Origin of the sequence: Dyadobacter sp. SG02 (assembly GCF_900109045.1) — a bacterium.
In the GTDB taxonomy this organism is placed as follows: Bacteria; Bacteroidota; Bacteroidia; order Cytophagales; family Spirosomataceae; genus Dyadobacter.
In genome coordinates, this window is the sequence record NZ_FNYL01000007.1 from 126,755 (window position 1) to 146,393 (window position 19,639).

The 19,639-nt window shown below is 51.4% G+C and carries 16 protein-coding genes; 11 read left to right on the plus strand and 5 right to left on the minus strand.

Annotation, left to right across the window (positions count from 1 at the left end; all coding sequences use genetic code 11):
- The first annotated feature begins 9 nt into the window (after positions 1–9).
- The gene (locus BMW93_RS17865) at positions 10–1,881 is read left to right on the plus strand and encodes an esterase family protein (protein ID WP_090379193.1); all 1,872 of its coding nucleotides are present in this window, start codon (positions 10–12) and stop codon (positions 1,879–1,881) included.
- A gap of 4 nt (positions 1,882–1,885) precedes the next feature.
- On the opposite strand, the gene BMW93_RS17870 is transcribed toward BMW93_RS17865, so the two are convergent.
- The 3 genes from BMW93_RS17870 to BMW93_RS17880 all read right to left on the minus strand — a co-directional run bounded on the left by BMW93_RS17870 (position 1,886) and on the right by BMW93_RS17880 (position 7,219).
- Positions 1,886–3,403 carry a DUF1501 domain-containing protein gene (locus BMW93_RS17870; protein WP_090379195.1) on the minus strand — a complete coding sequence of 506 codons (1,518 nt, stop codon included), beginning with the start codon at positions 3,401–3,403 and terminating at the stop codon, positions 1,886–1,888.
- A 2-nt stretch (positions 3,404–3,405) separates the two neighbouring features.
- Positions 3,406–6,630: a DUF1553 domain-containing protein gene (locus tag BMW93_RS17875; RefSeq protein WP_090379197.1), complete on the minus strand. Its 3,225-nt coding sequence runs from the start codon at positions 6,628–6,630 to the stop codon at positions 3,406–3,408.
- 361 nt (positions 6,631–6,991) lie between these two features.
- Positions 6,992–7,219: a hypothetical protein gene (locus BMW93_RS17880; RefSeq protein ID WP_090379199.1), complete on the minus strand. Its 228-nt coding sequence runs from the start codon at positions 7,217–7,219 to the stop codon at positions 6,992–6,994.
- A gap of 310 nt (positions 7,220–7,529) precedes the next feature.
- Between BMW93_RS17880 and BMW93_RS17885 the strand changes: the two genes are divergently transcribed.
- Positions 7,530–8,375 (plus strand): neutral zinc metallopeptidase, encoded by an 846-nt coding sequence (locus BMW93_RS17885; protein WP_090379202.1) that lies wholly within the window; start codon positions 7,530–7,532, stop codon positions 8,373–8,375.
- 6 nt (positions 8,376–8,381) lie between these two features.
- Here the strand turns inward: BMW93_RS17885 and BMW93_RS17890 are convergent, their stop codons facing one another.
- Positions 8,382–8,612, minus strand: a complete 231-nt coding sequence (locus BMW93_RS17890; protein ID WP_090379205.1) for a DUF4287 domain-containing protein — start codon at positions 8,610–8,612, stop codon at positions 8,382–8,384.
- A gap of 128 nt (positions 8,613–8,740) precedes the next feature.
- Between BMW93_RS17890 and BMW93_RS17895 the strand changes: the two genes are divergently transcribed.
- From BMW93_RS17895 to BMW93_RS17925, 6 genes are all read left to right on the plus strand, one after another.
- Positions 8,741–9,121 carry a response regulator gene (locus BMW93_RS17895; RefSeq protein ID WP_090379208.1) on the plus strand — a complete coding sequence of 127 codons (381 nt, stop codon included), beginning with the start codon at positions 8,741–8,743 and terminating at the stop codon, positions 9,119–9,121.
- 56 nt (positions 9,122–9,177) lie between these two features.
- Positions 9,178–10,884, plus strand: a complete 1,707-nt coding sequence (locus BMW93_RS17900; RefSeq protein WP_090379211.1) for a PAS domain-containing protein — start codon at positions 9,178–9,180, stop codon at positions 10,882–10,884.
- 287 nt (positions 10,885–11,171) lie between these two features.
- Positions 11,172–11,474, plus strand: coding sequence for a hypothetical protein (locus BMW93_RS17910; RefSeq protein ID WP_090379217.1), 303 nt, complete (start codon positions 11,172–11,174; stop codon positions 11,472–11,474).
- A 19-nt stretch (positions 11,475–11,493) separates the two neighbouring features.
- Complete coding sequence (locus BMW93_RS17915; protein WP_090379220.1) at positions 11,494–12,753, plus strand: ComEC/Rec2 family competence protein; 1,260 nt, start codon at positions 11,494–11,496, stop codon at positions 12,751–12,753.
- Between the two features lie 303 nt (positions 12,754–13,056).
- Positions 13,057–14,010, plus strand: a complete 954-nt coding sequence (locus BMW93_RS17920) for an alpha/beta fold hydrolase (protein WP_229240555.1) — start codon at positions 13,057–13,059, stop codon at positions 14,008–14,010.
- A gap of 179 nt (positions 14,011–14,189) precedes the next feature.
- Positions 14,190–14,405, plus strand: a complete 216-nt coding sequence (locus BMW93_RS17925; RefSeq protein ID WP_090379225.1) for a hypothetical protein — start codon at positions 14,190–14,192, stop codon at positions 14,403–14,405.
- Positions 14,406–14,806: 401 nt separating this feature from the next.
- On the opposite strand, the gene BMW93_RS17935 is transcribed toward BMW93_RS17925, so the two are convergent.
- Positions 14,807–15,847 carry an NAD(P)-dependent alcohol dehydrogenase gene (locus BMW93_RS17935; RefSeq protein ID WP_090379231.1) on the minus strand — a complete coding sequence of 347 codons (1,041 nt, stop codon included), beginning with the start codon at positions 15,845–15,847 and terminating at the stop codon, positions 14,807–14,809.
- 445 nt (positions 15,848–16,292) lie between these two features.
- On the opposite strand from BMW93_RS17935, the gene BMW93_RS17940 reads away from it, so the two are divergent.
- The 3 genes from BMW93_RS17940 to BMW93_RS17950 all read left to right on the plus strand — a co-directional run bounded on the left by BMW93_RS17940 (position 16,293) and on the right by BMW93_RS17950 (position 19,478).
- Entirely contained in the window at positions 16,293–17,129 is an 837-nt protein-coding gene (locus tag BMW93_RS17940) for a DUF6268 family outer membrane beta-barrel protein (RefSeq protein WP_229240557.1), read from the plus strand.
- 90 nt (positions 17,130–17,219) lie between these two features.
- Positions 17,220–18,515 carry an esterase-like activity of phytase family protein gene (locus BMW93_RS17945; protein WP_090379234.1) on the plus strand — a complete coding sequence of 432 codons (1,296 nt, stop codon included), beginning with the start codon at positions 17,220–17,222 and terminating at the stop codon, positions 18,513–18,515.
- Positions 18,516–18,587: 72 nt separating this feature from the next.
- Positions 18,588–19,478: a hypothetical protein gene (locus BMW93_RS17950; protein WP_229240559.1), complete on the plus strand. Its 891-nt coding sequence runs from the start codon at positions 18,588–18,590 to the stop codon at positions 19,476–19,478.
- Positions 19,479–19,639 lie beyond the last annotated feature (161 nt).

Below are 19,639 nucleotides of genomic sequence, written 5' to 3' on the forward strand. Positions count from 1 at the left end.
CCCACCACCATGAACGCATTCAACCTGACACGACTCTTTAAAATTTGCATTTTCGTGACCCTCGCGTGCCTCACACGTGCTTACGCGCAGGTGCCTTACCAGGACCTGACGCACGATAGCAAAGTTTTTGGACACAAAAAGAATTATCGGTTGTACTTACCGAGCGGCTACGCGCAAGCGACCAAGCGGTACCCGGTCATTTACTTTTTTCACGGCTGGGGCGGGCGGCATTCCAGCGATGACAATGCAAAGCTGGAATACGCGATGCTGCAAAGGCTGGTAGACAAATATCAGACGATCATGGTCATGTGGGACGGGAACATGGAGGAAGCTCAGCCGCGGCCTTATAATGTTGGTAATCATGAAGATATTAAGTTCCAGGTGCAGATGAAGGACTATTTCCCGGAACTCGTAGATCATGTCGACCAAACCTACCGCACGCTAACCGATCGTGACAACCGGGGAATTATCGGGTTTAGCATGGGCGGATTTATGTCGCTTTTTTTGAGTGGAAAATATCCCGATAAGGTCTGCGCAGGTGTGAGCATGATGGGGAGTCCCGAGTTTTTTGTGGGGACGTCTGATAATCATACACTTTACCCGGTGCGGTACACATTCGCGAACTTGCAGGATGTGAAAATGCGCATTCATACGAGCCCTACCGATATTCTGTATTTCCTGAACCAGGAAGTGAAGGCGGGCTCGGCGTGGGAAGGCAAGAAGATCGAAATGGAGGAGTTTCCCGGTGGGCATATGGTCGACGATCCCGGGCAAACGGCCCGTTTCGAAAAGGCAATGGCATTCGTGGCCAGGGAGTTGGGTAAAAAGCATCCGCAACCGAAGAAATGGTCGCATTACGATTTGTACGGGGACTTCGGGCTTTGGGGATATGAGGTTAAAAGCGATAAGCAGCAGCCAGGTTTCATTTATTTAAAGGATGTTACGCCGCAGGGTTTCGGGGTTTATACTCAAAAATGGCTGCCACACGGGCCGACTGTACCTGTCCGGAATATCGAAGTGCAAACCGCGCCGGTTTATCGCGCGAGCGCTGATTACAAGCTTGTTAACTATTCTTTCAGGTCGGGTAAAGTATCGGTTTCGGATGTGAAAGCCGATGCCTCAGGCCGCATTCGTCTGGATTTTGATGCGTATGGGAATGAAACGGGCATTTATCGTGCAGCTGACAAGGCTAGCTGGGGCTTTCTCGATTTTCAGGTGAATGGAAAGCCTTGGGTGAAAAATAGTGGCAATGCATTAAAAATCAGGTTGTTTAATCGCGGTAGTGAAGGAGGAGGGAATTTGAAAGTGGTGCTCAGTTCGCCGGATCAGGATATCGTGATTAAAGATTCTGTAAAAACGGTTCAGGTTAATGCAAATGCAAGATTATTTCAAGTACCTGATTTTGAATTGATTTGTAATAAAAAGCCCCCATTGCACGCGGAACCGGCCGATATTAAACTGAGAATTACGGTTTACGATGGTAACATGGTCAATAGCACGGTCATCAATGTTCCCGTCGATTTCGATGTGCCTTACTTTACCAATATCAGGATCGACGACGGCAAAGTCGTGCGCGAGGCGGCATTAGGGAAAGGTAACGGCGATGGCAAAGTGAATGCAGGCGAGGATATTGTGTTGTATGAAGGAGGTAAGCGGTTGAAAATCAATATTAGCAATGTCGGTATCGACGCTTCTCGTGAGCAATTTACCGATGAAATGATCCCTGCACGCTGGCCGGATGGTTTTACGCAGCAATCCATTATGCACATTGAAACGGATGCTAAGGAAATAGAATGCCTCGCAAGCTACGAAACCAAGACCTTCAACCCGATCGAACGCAAGGTGACCTGGGGGCGTGTTCGGTTAAGGGTTGAGAAATAATGGATTACGCCAGAATATCTTTCACCAGTTTCCCGTGTACGTCCGTCAACCGGAAGCGCCTGCCCTGAAATTTGTAGGTGAGCCGCTCGTGGTCTACGCCCATCAAATGCAGCAGCGTGGCGTGGAAGTCGTGGACGTGTACCGGGTCTTTGATGATGTTGTAGCTGAAATCGTCGGTTTCTCCGTAGCTGATGCCGGATTTCACACCCGCACCGGCCATCCACATCGTGAAGCAACGTGGGTGATGGTCGCGGCCGTAGTCGGTGGCGCTGAGCTTGCCTTGCGAATAGACGGTCCGCCCGAATTCCCCGCCCCATATCACGAGCGTGTCGTCGAGCAGGCCTCGACGTTTCAAGTCCATAATTAGTGCGCCGGTAGCCTGGTCGGTGGCTTTGCATTGCTGGGCGATGGCTTTGGGAAGGCCGCCGTGCTGGTCCCAACCCTGGTGATAGAGTTGCACGAACTTCACATCCTTTTCGAGCAACTTGCGGGCCAGCAGGCAGTTGGCGGCGTAGGTGCCCGGGTCGCGGCTGTCCGGGCCGTAAAGCTCGAAAACGTCGTCGGGTTCCGCGGAGGTATCCATTACATCGGGCACGGAAGTCTGCATCCGGAACGCCATTTCGTATTGCGCAATGCGGTTATTGATCTCCGGGTCGCCGTAAGTGTCGTTTTGCAACTGGTTCAGTTTGGAAAGGTAATCGAGCATTTCCTTCCGGTCGTGGCCGTCGTAGCCCTCCGGGTTGTTCAGGAAAAGCACCGGGTCCTTGCCCGAACGGAACTGTACGCCCTGGTGCCGCGATTCGAGGAAGCCATTGCCCCACAGACGCGCGTAAAGCGGCTGGTCTTTCGGGGCGTTTTTGGAAACCAGTACGATGAATGTCGGCAGGTTATTATTATCTGTACCAAGCCCGTAGCTCACCCACGAACCGATCGCCGGCCTGCCCGGAAGCTGGTTGCCGGTCTGGAAAAAGGTAATCGCCGGGTCGTGGTTAATGGCCTCGGAGTAAATGGATTTAACAATGCAAAGATCGTCGACCACCTTCGCCGTATAGGGCAGCAGCTCGCTTACCCACGTGTTGGTTTTGCCATGCTGGTTGAAACCGTAAATCGAGGGAGCCATGGGCAATGCGCTCTGGCTCGCGCTCATCCCCGTGAGCCGCTGTCCTTTCCGTACCGAATCGGGCAGGTTTTGGCCTGCCATTTGAACCAGCTTCGGTTTATAATCGAATGTCTCGAACTGCGACGGCCCGCCTGCCATGAACAAATACACCACGCGCTTGGCCTTGGGCGCGATATGCGGCAATGCTTTGAGTATTTCCGATTCCAGATCGCTGGCCGTGGCTGCGGCTGCCTGTCGCGACGCTGAGCCATACAGCTTGTCGAGCCCGAAAAGCGATCCTACGGCCATCGCGCCCAGCCCAAGGGATGTCTGGGTGAGGAAGCGGCGGCGGTCGAGTTTCCGGTGCAGTTCGTTGAATTCGGGCGTATGCAGGCGGAAGTCTTCTTCGTGATGGTGCTGCATGGTTATCTTTTGGTTAAAGCGGCGTCTGAATTGAGAATGGTGCTCGCTACCACGCTATTGGCGGCCAGTAATGCGGGGTCGAGCGATTTGTCGGCAATATGCTGACCGGTATGCAGCCAGCCCGCAGCCTTTTTCGGGTCTTTCCGGAATTTGTCTTCCTCCACTTTTCGCAATGTCAAAAGTAGCTCGACCTCCTTCCCGGGCGGTTTGCGGCCGGTGAGTTTGCGATAAGCGGTAGTAATGGATTGGCGTGCGTCGGGAATGCGGGCCATTTGCTCACCCATGACGCGCACGGCTTCGACGAAAGTCGGGTCGTTGAGCGTTACCAGGGCTTGCAATGGTGTATTCGTCTTCTGCCGGCGCACCACGCAGAAACTCCGCGAAGTGGCGTCGAATGTCGCCAGGGTCGGGTTCGGTACCGAGCGTTTCACGATCACGTACAGGCTCCGGCGGTATACGGCGCTGCCCGAGTCAGGCGAGTAGTTGCTGCTGTTGATCGACCATAACCCTTCTGGCTGATAGGGTTTTACGCTCGCGCCGCCGATTGTTGTGTTTATCAATCCACTGGCCATCAATGCATTATCTCGGATCATTTCGGCCGACATCCGGTTTGCAGGCCCGCGTGCGTAGAGACGGTTTTCAGGATCGCGCTCGCGTACGTCCCTGCTCGTGCGGGAGCTCTGGCGGTAGGTAGCAGACATGACGATCAGTTTGTTCAGCTTTTTAATATCCCAGCCCAATTCGCGGAAGGTAACGGCTAGCCAGTCGAGCAGCTCCGGATGGGTAGGCAGCTCACCCTGGTTACCAAAGTCCTCCGTGGTTTTGACCAGCCCGGTGCCGAAGAAATTCTGCCAGTAGCGGTTCACGGCCACGCGCGCCGTGAGCGGGTTATCCGCGTGCGTAAGCCATTGCGCGAGGCCGTAACGGTTTTTGGGTAAGTTTTTAGGGTATTCTAAAATCGAAGCGGGTGTAGAAGGGAACACTTTTTCACCCAAAGCGTCATAATTCCCGCGCAGCAGAATGTGCGCCTGCTTGGGTTGCTGCATTTCCTGCATGACCATCAGCTCGCGGATATGTTCGGTAGAGTCTGAAAGCTGGGTGCGGGCATTGCGCAATGCAAACCTCGCTTTTGCCATGGCAGGGTCGACGGCGGAAATGTAATAGTTTCTTAAAGTAATGGTTTCATTGGTAGTCAGTTGTGCAGCATTCTTCGATGCAACAGCCGACCACGACGATTTGCGGGCCAGCAAAGCAGTTTCGAACGATGTCAGCTCTCGGTTGTAGACGGTAATATCATCTACCTGCGCGTTTTTCAATCCAAAGCCTCTCCACCACGCGCCGATCTGCAAACCGGGCTGAACGGGAGATTTAAAGAGAATATCCTTGGTCAGCTGGTCCATCGTCGTCTCCATTGCGGCCTCCTGCCCATTGACATATAATCTGAAACCTGCTGCTTTGGAAGAACCATCATACGTAATGGTCAGCTGCACCCATTGGTCTTTCGGAATGGACTGTTTGCTAACGCGTGTCAATGCGTCCGATGGCGCGGTATGGGCCATATTCAGTTCGAGGCGGTCGTTTTTGAGGTATAAATGATATCCCCGGAAATTGTAAAGGCGCTCGGCCTGGCTTTTGTGCAGGATCACACCTTCATGCAATTCTTTGGGGATATTTACCCAAATACCCACGCTGAACGGCTCCGATTTGCGGAACACGCCGTTCTGACCGAGATCGAGGTAAACATCGCCGTCGAGACGCAGCGATTGGCCGCCGGATTTGGCTGAAAACACCGGGTCTCCTCCCGGCGAGCCCGATTCCCGTTTCATAACACCCGTTTCTTTGGCATTCACCGCATTGCGCAGCGAGCCGTTTTCAAAAGTATAATGAGCCTGTAAACCGGCCTTGGGAAGCTGTTCTTTGGCCAGATTGCGGTAGCCGCCCTGATCAACCCATTGCTTAAAACCCGCTTCCGCATTGCGTTGGGTAGCCGAGAGCTGCTGTTCTTCCGTTTTGATTTTAGCTTGAATAAACCGGAGCGTTTGTTCCTGCGCAGCGGTGGGCAGGAGCATTGTCGGCGTAGGTAATGCGTCGTCCCAGGAAATTTGCCCGGCTTCTTTTACATTATTAAAGAAACTGAACAGTTCGTAATAGTTCTTCTGCGAAATCGGGTCATACTTATGGTCGTGGCATTTGGCGCAGCCTACCGAAAGGCCCAGGAAGGCGTCTCCGAAGGTATTGGTGCGGTCTACGACGTATTCGGTCTGGAATTCCTCTTCGATAATGCCGCCTTCCATATTCTGCTGGTGGTTACGGTTGAAGGCGGTGGCAATGCGCATTTCCTTCGTCGGGTTGGGCATCAGGTCGCCGGCGAGCTGCCACTGGACGAACTGGTCGTAATGCATGTTTTTGTTGAATGCATTGATCACCCAGTCGCGGTAAGGCGACATATCTCTCAATCTGTCAACCGTGTAGCCGTGGGAATCGGCAAAACGGGCCAGATCGAGCCAGTCGACGGCCATTTTCTCGCCATAATGCGGGGAAGCCAGCAGCCGGTCGACTTGCTTTTCATAAGCATTCGCCGAATTGTCTTTTAAAAATGCATCCGTTTCGGCCAGCGTCGGCGGAAGTCCTGTAAGATCCAGCGAAACCCGGCGTAGTAATATTTCCTTTTCGGCCTGTGCCGAAGGTTGCAGCTTTTCTTCTTCCAGTTTTTTAAATACAAAATGATCGATCGGGTTCACCGCCAGATTATCGTGCTGCGTATCCGGGGCGTCGGGTTTTTCAGGTTTTACAAATGCCCAATGCGGCTTGTATTCGGCGCCTTCGTCGATCCAGCGGATCAATATGGCTTTCTCACGTGCGGACAGGCTCAGGTGCGACTCGGGCGTGGGCATGACGTAATCCGGGTCGGCGGAAATTATACGGTGGAAAAATTCGCTGTCGGCCAGGTCGCCGGGGTCGATGGCGGTGAGTCCGGAGTTTTTGGATACCTTATGAAATGCGGATTCGGCCATGTCGAGGCGCAGGCCACCTTTTTGCTTGGCCTTATCCGGACCGTGGCAGGCAAAGCATTTGTCGGAAAGTACGGGTTTTACATGCTGGTTGTAATCCAGCTTATCGGGCAGCTCCTTCATCGCAACCTCCACATCCTCGGGCAGTTCGGGAGAACAGGAAAAGAAAAGCCCGGTTAGCAACACGCACAGAAAGAAAACTTTAAAATGCTTCATACCAACGAATTAAACCCATATTATAACGTCGAAATGTAGTTTGAACGACGTAAAATCTTTGCCGTAAAGCAGCAAAAGTCAGTCGTTACACTGTTATACGCTTTTTTATCGGTGTTTCTTTAACGATTGCCCAAAGCGATAACGGACGGTGAAATGCTATATTTTTTATACAAAAATATAGGAAATAAGTTCTATAAGTTGGTTGCGGATTGACGTAATGTGGTACCAGGTTTGCTTAGAAGCGGGCAAATGAGTGACAGGGGCGAGCCAGTTGCGGTGCTCAATGAAATGGGCCGGGTGGCCGGAAGGGGAAGAAGAAAAAGAGGAACGTTAGGGTTGAGTAGCGACGGCAGCAGCAGCATTATTGCTGCGGAACGGCCATCGGGTTGGTGTTTCGGATGGACACGCGAATGTCCTCGATCTTGTGGTGGTTAAGCCAGCGCTGAAAGTCCAGTGCATGCTCAGGCTGGTGGTGGATGATCGCGCCGTTTTTCAGCATCAATGTGAACGTGCTGTACGCCTGCAGAAACTTGCAGACCTCCTTGGAGTGATACGCGAATCCGGCGAAATAGGGTTTAGTGTACGGCATAGGCTGATTTAACTTAATTAACTTCAGTTGCCTAAATTTAAGTACATCGCTTGTTGGACGAAGAATTTATTGAGCTATGTTTCGGAATTACTTATTTAACGGCTTTACAAGTTATTGTATGGAGTATAGACTTTATGGAATCTACATATTGTAGACATCGACAACAATACTTGTACGTCAAAGAGCCCGCTGTAAAATTATCGCGGCACACCGCTTTTCGTGGCTGGCATTATTTCTATATTTGAGTGCGACGGGTTCGGAGTCCGGATCCGCATTAAATTTTGTTTTTAACTTAAAATACATCAACAATATGCGTTGGCAGGATTTACGCAGAAGCAGCAACGTCGAAGACCGCCGGGGAATGTCGGGCGGGGGAAAAGTTGCATTGGGTGGCATCGGGGTGATCATCGTGGTCGCGATCGGGCTCCTCACCGGTCAGGACCCACAGGAGATACTTTCCAATATACAGGGCACGCAAACCGAACAGGCCGAAAGCCGGCCGGCGGGGCCGCGTCCGGACGACAAGACGGCGGATTTCGTTTCGGCCGTTTTGGGAAGTACCGAAGACGTATGGACGCAGATTTACGCGCAGAATAACGCCGAATACGAAAAGCCGGTGTTGCAGATGTTTTCGAATGCGACGCAAAGCGCCTGTGGCGGGGCATCGTCCGCCATGGGACCATTCTATTGCCCCGCCGACCATAAGGTTTACATCGATCTGACCTTTTGCGACGAGCTCCGCGACCGGTTCAACGCGCCGGGCGAGTTCGCGGTCGCATACGTGGTAGCACACGAGGTAGGGCATCATATACAGAACCTGATGGGCATTTCGCAGCAGGTACAGGAGCAGCGCCGCCAGTTGAGCGAGGCCGATTACAACAAGCTGTCCGTGAAACTGGAATTGCAGGCCGATTTCCTCGCGGGCGTATGGGCGAACCACGCGAACCAGATGAGCAAAATCCTTGAACCCGGAGATCTGGAAGCGGCATTGACAGCCGCCAATGCCATCGGTGACGACAAGCTTCAAAAAGAATCGCAGGGTTACGTGGTACCCGACGCATTTACGCACGGTACTTCGCAGCAGCGTATGTACTGGTTCAAAAAAGGTTATGAAACCGGTGACCTTGGCCAGGGGCGCTTTCAAGACATCCGATAAGCTGTTTTAATCGCTGTTTTCGTCCTTAATGCCTTTCAACAGCGCGTAAATGGCCATGGCGTGTCCCTGGCCGAGGTCGTAATCCGTTTTGAGCCATTGCACAATATCGCCCGCCTTCGTGCTGGCTTTTAACTGTCCATTGGCCGTGAAACCTTTTTCTTCTGCAAGTTTACGGAAATCGTCCGGGTCCTTGCCGGTCTTTGTGAGGATGGTTTTAAGGTATCCCTGAAATGACATGGTGTTTTCGTTTGGTTTAAGGATTTGAACCCGCAAAATATAGGATATATTAAAATCGACGGCAAAGATTTACTTGATTTAAGCACCGTTGTAGTATAATTTGCAAAGTTTTCTTTACACCCTTGTAAATGCTCTATCAGAATATTCTTCTCATTGACGATGATGAAGATGATCAGGAGATTTTCCTGACGGCGCTTGAATGTACCGGAAAGCCTGTTCGCTGCACTGTTCTGGACAGCGCCCGGAAAGCTTTAAGCCAAATCGCGAAAGGTGATTTTGAAACCGACCTCATTTTTCTGGACCTGAATATGCCCCTTATGAACGGGCAGCAATTTCTGGCGGAGATCAAAAAAGATGAAAAGCTTCGCGAAATCCCGGTGGTCATACTGTCCACATCCTCCAATGCGGCCACAGTCGAACAGGTAAAGCAGCTGGGCGCGCGCCATTTCTTTACAAAACCGGGCCGTTTCGAAGACCTGGTGGCGATTCTCGAAAAAGTATTGGTTTAGCCCTACCAGCCCTGGCGCGATTATAGTATCGGGGTCTGTGTATTCATGACTTCGCTATGGATTTACGTAGGCCCACAAACAACCAGGCTTTTCATTTTATTCAGGGAGGCGGCGAAATGGGCGCGCTGACGCGGTCGTTCGACTGGTCGCAAACATCGATCGGCACGCCGGAGAACTGGCAGCAAAGCCTGCGCACGACGCTGGGCATTGTCCTGCATTCCGCTTTCCCAATGTTCCTTTTCTGGGGCGACGATCTCATCTGCTTCTACAATGACGCATTCCGTCCGAGCCTCGGCGCAGACGGCAAGCATCCCGCGCTCGGAAAGAAGGGCAGGGAGGTATGGCCCGAAATCTGGGATTTTATCGGCCCGTTGCTTCAACGGGTAATGTCTTCCGGAGAGCCTGTCTGGTTTGAAGATCAGCTTGTCCCGTTTTTCAGGAATGGACAGATCGAGGATATTTACTGGACATTCAGTTACAGCCCGGCTTACGACGACCGGGGCGAAGTCAACGGTGTTTTTGTGACCTGCACCGAAACGACTAAAAAGGTGATGGTGTTCAACCAGCTCCACGATTCGGAGCGTCGTTTTCAGGACCTGGTGACGGATGCTACGGTGGGGATAATCGTACTCATCGGGGAAGAAATGGTCGTGGAGATTGTCAACGACGCCTACGGTCACCTCATCGGCCGTACACGTGAAGATCTGCTCGGGAAACCGCTTTTTTCCGTGATCCCGGAATCTGAGGCTGATTTCAGGGCGATTCTCGATGGCGTGAGGATGAACGGGCAACCGGTACATCATAGCGAACGTCCCTATTTTGTGTTTGTGGACGGCGAGCGAAAGGATGGCTATCTGAACCTGGTATACCAGCCTTACCGCGGCGGCGATGGGAGTGTGCAGGGCGTGATGATCCTCTGCCAGGATGTGACTGTGCAAGTAATCGCCAAGTTGCAAATGGAGGAAATCGTCACCGAGCGTACCCGCGAGCTGGCAACCGCGAACCGGCATTTGCAGCGTTCCAATGCGGAGCTGGCGCAATTTGCCTATATCGCCTCCCATGATTTGCAGGAGCCGATCCGCAAGGTGGCCACATTTACCCAAATGCTGGAAGCGGAACTCGGCGGCACGACCGACCGCCAGCGGAATTACCTGGATAAAATTAAAAATGCCTCGTCCCGGATGCTGTTGCTGATCCGTGACGTGCTCGCGTTCTCGCAATTGTCGAGAGACTCGGATCTCGTCAGGAAAATCGACCTGGGCTTGGTGCTCGACAATATTGCCGACGATCTCGAATTGCTGATCGACCAGAAACTCGCGACGGTCAGTTACGGCGGGCTTCCGGTAGTGGAAGCCGTGCCGTTGCAAATGGCGCAACTATTCGGGAACCTCATTTCCAATGCATTGAAATTCACGAGGGCGGGGGTGGCACCTGTAATTTCGGTTTCAGCCAGGTTGCTCGATAAGGCCGCCTTGAAATCGTATCCGATGCTCGATACCCGCTGCAACTACCATCACCTGGAAGTAAGCGATAATGGCATCGGTTTCGACGAGCATTATGCCGACCAAATTTTCGAGATTTTCCAGCGCCTGCACGGGAAGAAGGAGTTCGAAGGTACGGGTATCGGGCTGGCAATGTGCAAGAAGATCCTTCAAAACCATCACGGGCATATTTATGCTACCTCCCGCGAGGGACAGGGGGCTGTTTTTCATATTTTAATGCCTGAAAGCCAGTCCTGTTTCGCCGATTCGCCGACAGTTTAATGCTGGTCGTCGATGTCCTCCCGTCCGTATCAAGTAAGTATGGTACAACCGGTAAGAAGTCGTTTATGGGTCTTACGGCCCGATGGGCGGTTCGACGCCGGAAATACCCCGGTAAAACACGCGCCGGTAATGCACAAAACAGCGAGCGTGCTGCCAAACGGATAGGCTGTGATACTCAGGCAGTGAAGAACTGGCGGGACGTCCAATGAAAATTAAGATTTTGTTAAAGCATCCTGTATCTTGATTCGGCTCCTTACCTTTGGCGCCGAATTAAGTTTGGATGTGAGATGACGCACGAAAAAATATTTGTTTTAGAAACCGGAAGAGCCGTAAAAGTAAAAGTCGAGGGTGTACTGGCCGAAGACCTCTCAAAAGTAAGTATCCAGGTCGATGTTTTGATCAGAGACCCGAAGGAAGACGAGTTCAGGCCGCCCATCGGGCTGACGCATCCGAAATATTGGAAATTGAAAAACCTCGAACCTGAAAAAGCCAGCGCGCTGCAAATACAGTATAGCGGCGTGCACCGGAAGCAAATCAGGAAGACTATCCGGGAGTTTGATAAATTGCATGCATTGGAAATACAAGACTAACCCCTTTTGAAATAGAGAAATGAAGCGCACCACTATTGTAAAAACATGCCTGGCTATTTTCTGGCTCGGTTTTCATGCGCCCGTGGCCTCCGCGCAGACTGTCGGTCAGCCGCTGCCGGCCTGGCAGGAGGGCGAAATGGACATTCACCACATCAATACCGGAATGGGCAATGCGACCTTTATGGTCCTGCCGGATGGTACCACTCTGCTCGTGGACGCGGGCGCGCTCGATCCCACGGAGGCTCGTACGCAAAGCGCACGCAATACGAAGGCGAAGCCCAGCGCCGAGCGGCAACCGGGTGAATGGATTGCCCGGTATATCCGCAGAGTCGCCAAAACGCCGGTGGTGGATTATGCGCTGATGACGCATTTCCACGACGACCATATGGGAACTCCGACATCGATCTCTAAAAAGTCGGAACAGGGCAAGTATGTGCTTGCCGGCATTACCGAAGTGGCGGAGTTTGTTCCCGTGAAAAAGATCATCGACCGCGGATGGCCCGATTATGCTTATCCGAGGCCATCCAGGGATACGATGGTGCATAACTACCGCACGTTCCTCGAATGGCAGGTGAAGAACAAAGGGTTGCGTGTAGAGGCAAGCGTTCCGGGCCGGAATGACCAGATAGTCCTGTTGCGAGATCCTCAGAAATACAAAAACTCATTTGAGGTACGGAACATTTCGGCCAATGGCGAAATATGGACAGGTGTTGGTAATGTAACCCGCAAGCATTTCCCCGAATTGAAAGACCTGAAACCGGACCAGTACCCGAGCGAGAATATGTGCAGTATTGCGACGCGGATCAGCTACGGAAAGTTCGATTACTTCACGGGCGGCGATACCCCTGGCGTACTGCAACCCGGTGTTGCGGCCTGGCATGATGTGGAGACACCTGTTGCGAAGGTTGTGGGCCCCGTGGATGTTCATATTCTCGATCACCACGGCAACCGTGATTCACAAAACGACGTGTTGCTCGGTTCGTTGCGGCCGCGCGTGCTGGTAATCCCTGTCTGGTCGTCGGATCACCCGGGCCACGACGTACTCGACCGTATTTTCTCGCAACGCATCTACCAGGGCGAACGCGACGTTTTCGCTACCGACATGCTGGAAGCCAACAAGCTGGTGATCGGCGAAATGCTCAACCGTTTGAAAAGCGATGGCGGCCACGTGGTAGTGCGTGTGGCTAATGGGGGAGACAGTTACCGTGTTTTTGTGCTGGATGACCGAGACGAGCAGCTGAAAATCAAATCGATACACGGGCCTTATACTTCCCGCTGAAAAAGAAGAAAGCCGGAGCGAACCACCCGGCTTTAATAGATTACCTTCTATAAATAATGAACTAAAATTCATTAGGATAGCAAGGTAGTAAAAGTTCTGCAATACGAAATACTTTTAATGCGTTAAGTGAAACTACATCGATATTATTCTACTTTCAATAAGGAAGTTACCTGATGTATATTTGAGCTACCGCATTGTCCATTTCAGGGCTTGCTTCGCCTGTCTGGGCATTATCCCGATTTCCCGTGGTGGTTTGTGAACCTAGTTTTGATCCGTCAATCATTCACATACCAAACAATTACAATGATGAAAATCAACACGGGTGTTTCCTTCAAATCTGTACTTTTCTCCGCCTTGCTGGCATTCGGGCTTGTTTCATGCAATAACGACGAGGCGTCGGGCATTCAACCGGAGCCGGTTGCCATCGATTATCACCAGACCGCCAAAACGCAGTTCGTCGAAACTGGTGGTGTGAAATATGCCTACCGCATCCTGGGTGACCAGGCGGGCACTCCGCTGGTATTGCTGGCTTCGCTCGGCAGCGCGATGGACGACTGGGACCCTGCGATTACGAACGGGCTGGCGCAGAAACATAAGGTGATTTTATTCGACAACCGGGGCGTAGGGAGCTCCACAGGGCAAGTACCGGCGACGATCGCAGACATGGCTACTGACGCCGTCGCGTTTATCAAAGCGATGGGCTTTACCAAAGTGGATTTGATGGGCTTTTCGATGGGCGGGTTCATTACGCAGCAAATCCTGCTCACGGAGCCTGGATTGGTACGCAAAGCCATATTGACAGGTACCGGGCCGAAAGGTAGCGAGGGCCTTGCGAATTTGCCCAATATCATCGCATCGACGGCCAATCTCACACCAGAGGAAACTTTTCTGACATTCGGCTTTACCCGATCGGAAGCAAGCCTCAAAGCCGGAAAGGCATCGTACGAGCGTATACAACAGCGCAAAACCGATCGTGACCAACCTTTAAGCCAACAGGCGAGTGGGGCACAATTGGGTGCGGTACTTGCGTGGGCCAAACCTTATTCCAATGCATTAAGTGAGTTGAAGGCGATTAAGCAACCAGTGTTGCTTGTGCAGGGCAAAAATGACGTGCCTGTTCCGGTGATCAATGCCATCAACGCCTCGCAAAGCATCCCCAATGCCAACCTGGTAGTGTATCCCGACGCGGGCCACGCCGCATTCTGCCAGTATGCCGGGCGGTTCGTAGAGGAAGTAGTTAACTTCCTGGGAGAGTAAAACTACTAGCTATCAGAGAAGTAGTATGCCGTTCGGACAATTTCCGGGCGGCACTTTTGTTCATACACAATTGATTAGCTCCCCGCAGGATAAACGGTGTTTTATTTGCTTTGAACGACACGATGCATACTATACATTTGCTTGAAACGAAGGCAATTAATCATCCAAACTACACGCATATGGGACCGATAAACTATGAAGAATTGACCAATTATTTTTCCTGGGCTGTTTTGATCGGCTTGGGTAGTTGGGGATTGTATTCAGTCATCGATGCTTTCTCCATTTTTTTTAAGGATGAAGTTACATTCTACAATCCTGAAAATGGCAAGACGATTACATTCAGAAAACATCCGCCGAAAGATTTTGACAAAGAATTGATAGATTTTTGGAAGTAAATGCATTTACAGAAGACCAGAAAAAGGGTTCCGGTTAACAAGGCTAATAGCACTGTTACCGCGGTTGCTTCGTTCTATTCTACACTTTTTCTTCAACTTCCGGAGTCGGGATTCAAAGGAATTGTCTCGGTGTGTGCCCCTGTTTTTGGGTACATTACATTTATCGTTTGGAAGGTTTTGCATGCTCAATTGCGATTGGCTTACTATGCCTATGGAAATAAAAAATGCATAGCCGAGTTGGAAGTTGCAAAAACTAAGCCAGGAGTTTGTTGCGAAGATGTACAGGAAATGGAAAAGAGAATCAAGACTTTGAGGAATGCGATGTATGAGCGGAGAATGGATGTTTTGGAAGGAATATGGTGAATAACCCCGGCACCGTCTCCGTGCCGGGGTTAAGAAAATCAAAGCGTTGCCATATCAATCACAAACCGATACCGCACGTCGCCTTTGAGCATGCGCTCGTAGGAAGCAGTAATGTCTTTGATGTCGATCAGCTCGATGTCGGAGACGATGTTGTGTTCCGCGCAGAAATCCAGCATTTCCTGAGTTTCAGCAATACCTCCGATGCCGGAGCCTGCCATACTGCGACGGCCTGTTAACAAGGAAAATGGTCGGACTGAATACGGTTCCGTAGGCACACCTACATTGATGAGCGTTCCGTTCGTGCGAAGCAACGACAGGTACAAATCCATATCGTGTACGGCAGATACCGTGTCGAGGATGAAATCGAAGGTGCCTTTTACGGCATTAACCTGTTCAGGGTCGGAAGTAACCACGAAATGGTGCGCGCCAAGATCTTTCGCCGCCTGTTCTTTCGAGGCCGAGGTGCTGAGCACGGTCACTTCCGCACCGAATGCGACGCCGAATTTGACACCCATATGGCCCAATCCGCCAAGCCCTAGCACCGCAAGCTTGTGGCCTTTGCCTACTTTCCAGTGGCGAAGCGGGGAATAGGTGGTGATCCCCGCGCACAAAAGGGGCGCAGTAGCTGCTAAATTCAGTTTATCGGAAACCGAAAGAACAAACTCCTCGCGTACGACGATGGTATTGGAATAACCACCGTAGGTAGGTACGCCACTGCGATCGAGGTTGTTGTAGGTTTGCGTGTTACCGTCCAGGCAGTACTGTTCCAATCCGTCCTTGCAGTTTTCGCAAACCTGGCAGGAATCGACCATACAGCCAACACCGGCGAGGTCGCCTTCTTTGAATTTCTTCACGTGCGCGCCCACCTGCGTGACTTTCCCAACGATTTCGTGGCCGGGTACCATCGGGAATACGCCGGGAAACCATTCGTCTTTGATCTGGTGAAGGTCGGAGTGGCAGACACCGCAAAAGTGGATTTCGATTTGAACGTCGTGCGGGCCGACTTCTCTTCTTTCAAAATCCCAGGGTGCCAGGTCGGTTTGAGGTGTCTGGGCTGCGTATGCTTTTGCTTGTATCATGTCAGAAAAAGGGGTTTAATGCAAACACAAAATTAGCAACCTGTTTGCTATCCGGGTTAAGACTTTCAAATCAATGCTTATAGATTTCAAACAATACCCTGTGGGGCCTGTTTTGGCGCCCTTTCTTTTTCGTGAGTAGGCGGGCCGGGTCTGGTCCAAATAAAAAAATACGACCCTTGCATCCGAAAGTAGTATTCAGATCGTTTATTAATTCATGCTGGCCGACGTATATAAGTAATGCGTTCCCTGACGGATTTTCTTTCGGAACTTAATGAATGCATTGCTGCGTTACCGGCTCATAGCGAATATTTTAGTACGACTTAGGACTATTACAACCATATACAGGCGAAGTATGCAGTTTCGGAAGCCGGAGGCATTTGCGTTTTTCTTATCCTTGTTGGGCATAAGCATGGTTTGTTGTGCCCAGAAGCCCGGTTTGCCCGGCATGGCTCCATCCAAATGGATTACTTTCCGCACGACGCATGCGCCCGGGAAAGTTTACCGGTTCGCCAACAGCGGTAACAAGACTTTTACCAACGAGGAAATGTACGTCCGTGCATGGTTGCCGGTGGTCCACAAAAAGAATTTTGCTTTGGTTCTGGGACCTAACTACCGTGCGGAGCAGCTTGAATTCAAGAGCAGTGGTGAAAATCCAGCCAAGAAGTTTGAGGGTTGGAGCCTCCGAACATTTGCATTGGACCTCAACTCATTTGTACGACTCGACAGCACTTCCTGGCTTGTGCTGACCTCGCACATTAATAAAACGGGCAATTTTGCCATGCTTTCCGCAAAGGACATCCCGCTGAACTACACCGTTTCCGCTTCCTATTTGAAAAGAGCATCTCCCAATAAGGAAATTGGTGCGGGAATCATTTTTAACAAAAGCTACAAACTGACTTTCCTGCCTGTTTTTCTCTTCAACTACAATCTTTCAGAAAGAGAAGGCATCGAAATTATGTTGCCCAAGAAAATGGCCTGGCGGCATAACCTTTCGCCCAACGATCGGCTGTATTTCAAAGCAGAGGCGGTTACGCGGACGTATTATCTCAACCGTGTGGCCGAGGGAACACCTGATGTGTGCCGCCGGATAGATGTGGATATGGGTATTTCCTACAACCGCAGGTTCGGGAATTTCGGCGGGGTGGAGGTCTTTGGCGGTTACCGCAAGAATATCTCCAACAAAATGGTACACGATGCCGTGCCGGTCCGCGCTTCCGGGCTTGCGGCGACGGTCGAGTTCTATATTCAGCCGCCGAGTTTCAGGGGAAAAGGCCGGAAATAGGGCTTAACAATATGTTGATTTGATGGGTCCTGAATTAACTTTCAGGTAAAATCGGCCGGTGTAGTTTTACGCAAACTAACCTGGACACGAATGAAGCCCTTTTTCCTTTCTCTCATTTCGTCGGCCGCTGCCGTGGCAGTATTGAACGGCTGTACCGACCATGGCCTTCCTACCGACAATTACCCCGAAAGGGCCGAAGCACAGAACCCGACGATTATCACGCAAGTCGGAAATGTGAAAGTATACAATGGCGGTTTCGGATCGGCTGTGGTGCAGGACCCAAATGACCCTATGGCCTTTTACCTGCTCACCGACCGCGGCTCCAATATCGACGGCACCGTGACCGACTCCAAAGTATTCGCGGATCCCGGCTTTGCACCTCAAATCGGCAAGTTCCGGTTGATAGGTGATCAACTGGTTTTGGAAAAGACTATCGAGCTTAAAAACGAGTCCGGGGCTAAACTGAACGGCCTCCCTAACCCTCCCGGATTTGGTTACAGCGGCGAGCTGGCGCTGGATGTGAACAACAATACGCTGCCCAACAGCATCGACGGTCTGGATTCGGAAGGCCTCGCGCTTGCGAAAGACGGTACATTCTGGGTAAGCGATGAGTATGGCCCGCATATCGTCCATTTCGATGCGAACGGGAAGACAATCGAACGGATCAATCCATTCGGTAATGGCGTCGGCGGTCGTAAAATACCGTTGGTTTTTGCCAAAAGACGTCCGAACCGCGGCATGGAAGGGCTTACGATCACGCCTGACGGCAAAACGCTCGTCGGCATTATGCAATTCCCGCTTTACAACCCTTCGGCTTCCGATGTTTCCGGCTCGCTGGTGACGCGTATCCTTAGTTTTGACATTACCACTGGCGTCAGCAAGGAATATGTATACCTTATCGACCGCGCCAATTTGCAGGCCAACAGCGAGATCGTAGCCATTGACAATACAACTTTCCTCGTGCTCGAACGCGATGGTGAATACGCAACCACCGCCAACCGCGCGACGGTGATCAAAAAAGTGTACAAAATCGATCTCGGTAATGCCACCGACATTTCCGATCCGGCTAATGGCGTGAACGGCAAGTTGTACGGCGGACTTACCGTGGAGCAGCTTAAAACGGCGGCAAACCTGGCGGCCAATGGGATCAAACCTGTGACCAAGACGCTCGTTGCGGACCTGATGACCGACATTCCTGCCATCTATCCGCACGACAAGGCCGAAGGCATCGCGATCATCAACCCGACAACCATTGCTATTTCAAACGATGACGATTTCGGTGTCGTGGGCGTGGGCGGCGTGTATGCGCAGAAACTTCTGCCCGCTACCGGCGCTGTGGATCGCAATACGATCTATTTCGTCAAGTTGAAACAGCCACTTTGGTAAATGTCCCGATTTTTCAAGCGGGTGCGGGGTTTTGCTCCGCACCCGCAATCTTTTTTATTACCCATATCAAAAATGAAACTATTGAAAGGCCTCGCAGCCATTGCCATCGCGACCATCGCTGTGGCGGCCACCGTTGCGTTTGTTGTACCCGGCAAACCCGATTTATCCCTTGTTTCTTCCCACACGATCGATTCGCTCGGCGCGTGCCAGGGCGCGTCTTTTCTCGACGGTAAAGTCTATTTGTACGGCGATCGCGAGGTGGGAATGGTGCGCGAGTTCCGCCAGAAGGGCGATTCTTTGCATTACACCGGCAAGGAAATCCGGCTGACGGTGGATGGCAAGGATGTGATCAACCACCCGACGGGCATTGCGCGGCATGGTAAACTGCCCGTGTTCATCGGTAATAGCATCCGGCTCAATACGGAAGGTACGTTGTGGCGTGCCGTGATTTACCAGGTCGACTGGAAGGGCATGCTGAAAACCGGCAGTCTGAATGGTAACCTGATCCGTACGATCGAGGACGACGCGTGCATTCAGGGAACGCGGCCGGAGTATGTGGAATACAACGGCAAATGGCTTGTCGCGACGGCCGACTATGGCGACAAGCGGAACGAAGTACGTCTCTACGACCCGGCTGTTTTGCAAAAAGCGGATAAAACAAGTGCGCCGGGTGTGCTGGTGAAAAAGTTTACCTGCGGGCCGTGGGTGCAGAACTTACATTGGGTGCCGGAGAAAGGGGTTTTGGTATTAATTCAAAATCAGATAGAGGGTCGTCGCTGGCGGTTCACGTTTGTCGATTTAAAAAAATCACTTGAAAAAGGGGAGCAGGTCGTACTGAACGCGGTGGATATCGATAAAGCCGACGAGCTGGAAGGTTTTACATTCACAGGCACTTCTTCGGATGCGATTGCGGTGACGTCTTCACGGAAAAGTAACGTGCATCAGGTGCGCGTAAGCTGCTAAGCGGTTTCTTCGGTTTCTTGAAAATTTTACATTTTCATAATAGATACGTTCGATTCAAGTAATAGTCGAAAAATACTTTTGCGCTCGATTTTTAAGCGCGAGATAGACGGGCATTAGAGCGAATCGAAACGTGTTTTCTTGTTTTTGTTAAATTTTTTAAA

Coding starts and splice junctions, on each gene's coding strand:
- BMW93_RS17865 (WP_090379193.1), top strand. CDS start 10: ATGAACGCATTCAACCTGACACGACTCTTTAAAATTTGCATTTTCGTG.
- BMW93_RS17870 (WP_090379195.1), bottom strand. CDS start 3,403: ATGCAGCACCATCACGAAGAAGACTTCCGCCTGCATACGCCCGAATTC.
- BMW93_RS17875 (WP_090379197.1), bottom strand. CDS start 6,630: ATGAAGCATTTTAAAGTTTTCTTTCTGTGCGTGTTGCTAACCGGGCTT.
- BMW93_RS17880 (WP_090379199.1), bottom strand. CDS start 7,219: ATGCCGTACACTAAACCCTATTTCGCCGGATTCGCGTATCACTCCAAG.
- BMW93_RS17885 (WP_090379202.1), top strand. CDS start 7,530: ATGCGTTGGCAGGATTTACGCAGAAGCAGCAACGTCGAAGACCGCCGG.
- BMW93_RS17890 (WP_090379205.1), bottom strand. CDS start 8,612: ATGTCATTTCAGGGATACCTTAAAACCATCCTCACAAAGACCGGCAAG.
- BMW93_RS17895 (WP_090379208.1), top strand. CDS start 8,741: ATGCTCTATCAGAATATTCTTCTCATTGACGATGATGAAGATGATCAG.
- BMW93_RS17900 (WP_090379211.1), top strand. CDS start 9,178: ATGGATTTACGTAGGCCCACAAACAACCAGGCTTTTCATTTTATTCAG.
- BMW93_RS17910 (WP_090379217.1), top strand. CDS start 11,172: ATGACGCACGAAAAAATATTTGTTTTAGAAACCGGAAGAGCCGTAAAA.
- BMW93_RS17915 (WP_090379220.1), top strand. CDS start 11,494: ATGAAGCGCACCACTATTGTAAAAACATGCCTGGCTATTTTCTGGCTC.
- BMW93_RS17920 (WP_229240555.1), top strand. CDS start 13,057: ATGATGAAAATCAACACGGGTGTTTCCTTCAAATCTGTACTTTTCTCC.
- BMW93_RS17925 (WP_090379225.1), top strand. CDS start 14,190: ATGGGACCGATAAACTATGAAGAATTGACCAATTATTTTTCCTGGGCT.
- BMW93_RS17935 (WP_090379231.1), bottom strand. CDS start 15,847: ATGATACAAGCAAAAGCATACGCAGCCCAGACACCTCAAACCGACCTG.
- BMW93_RS17940 (WP_229240557.1), top strand. CDS start 16,293: ATGGCTCCATCCAAATGGATTACTTTCCGCACGACGCATGCGCCCGGG.
- BMW93_RS17945 (WP_090379234.1), top strand. CDS start 17,220: ATGAAGCCCTTTTTCCTTTCTCTCATTTCGTCGGCCGCTGCCGTGGCA.
- BMW93_RS17950 (WP_229240559.1), top strand. CDS start 18,588: ATGAAACTATTGAAAGGCCTCGCAGCCATTGCCATCGCGACCATCGCT.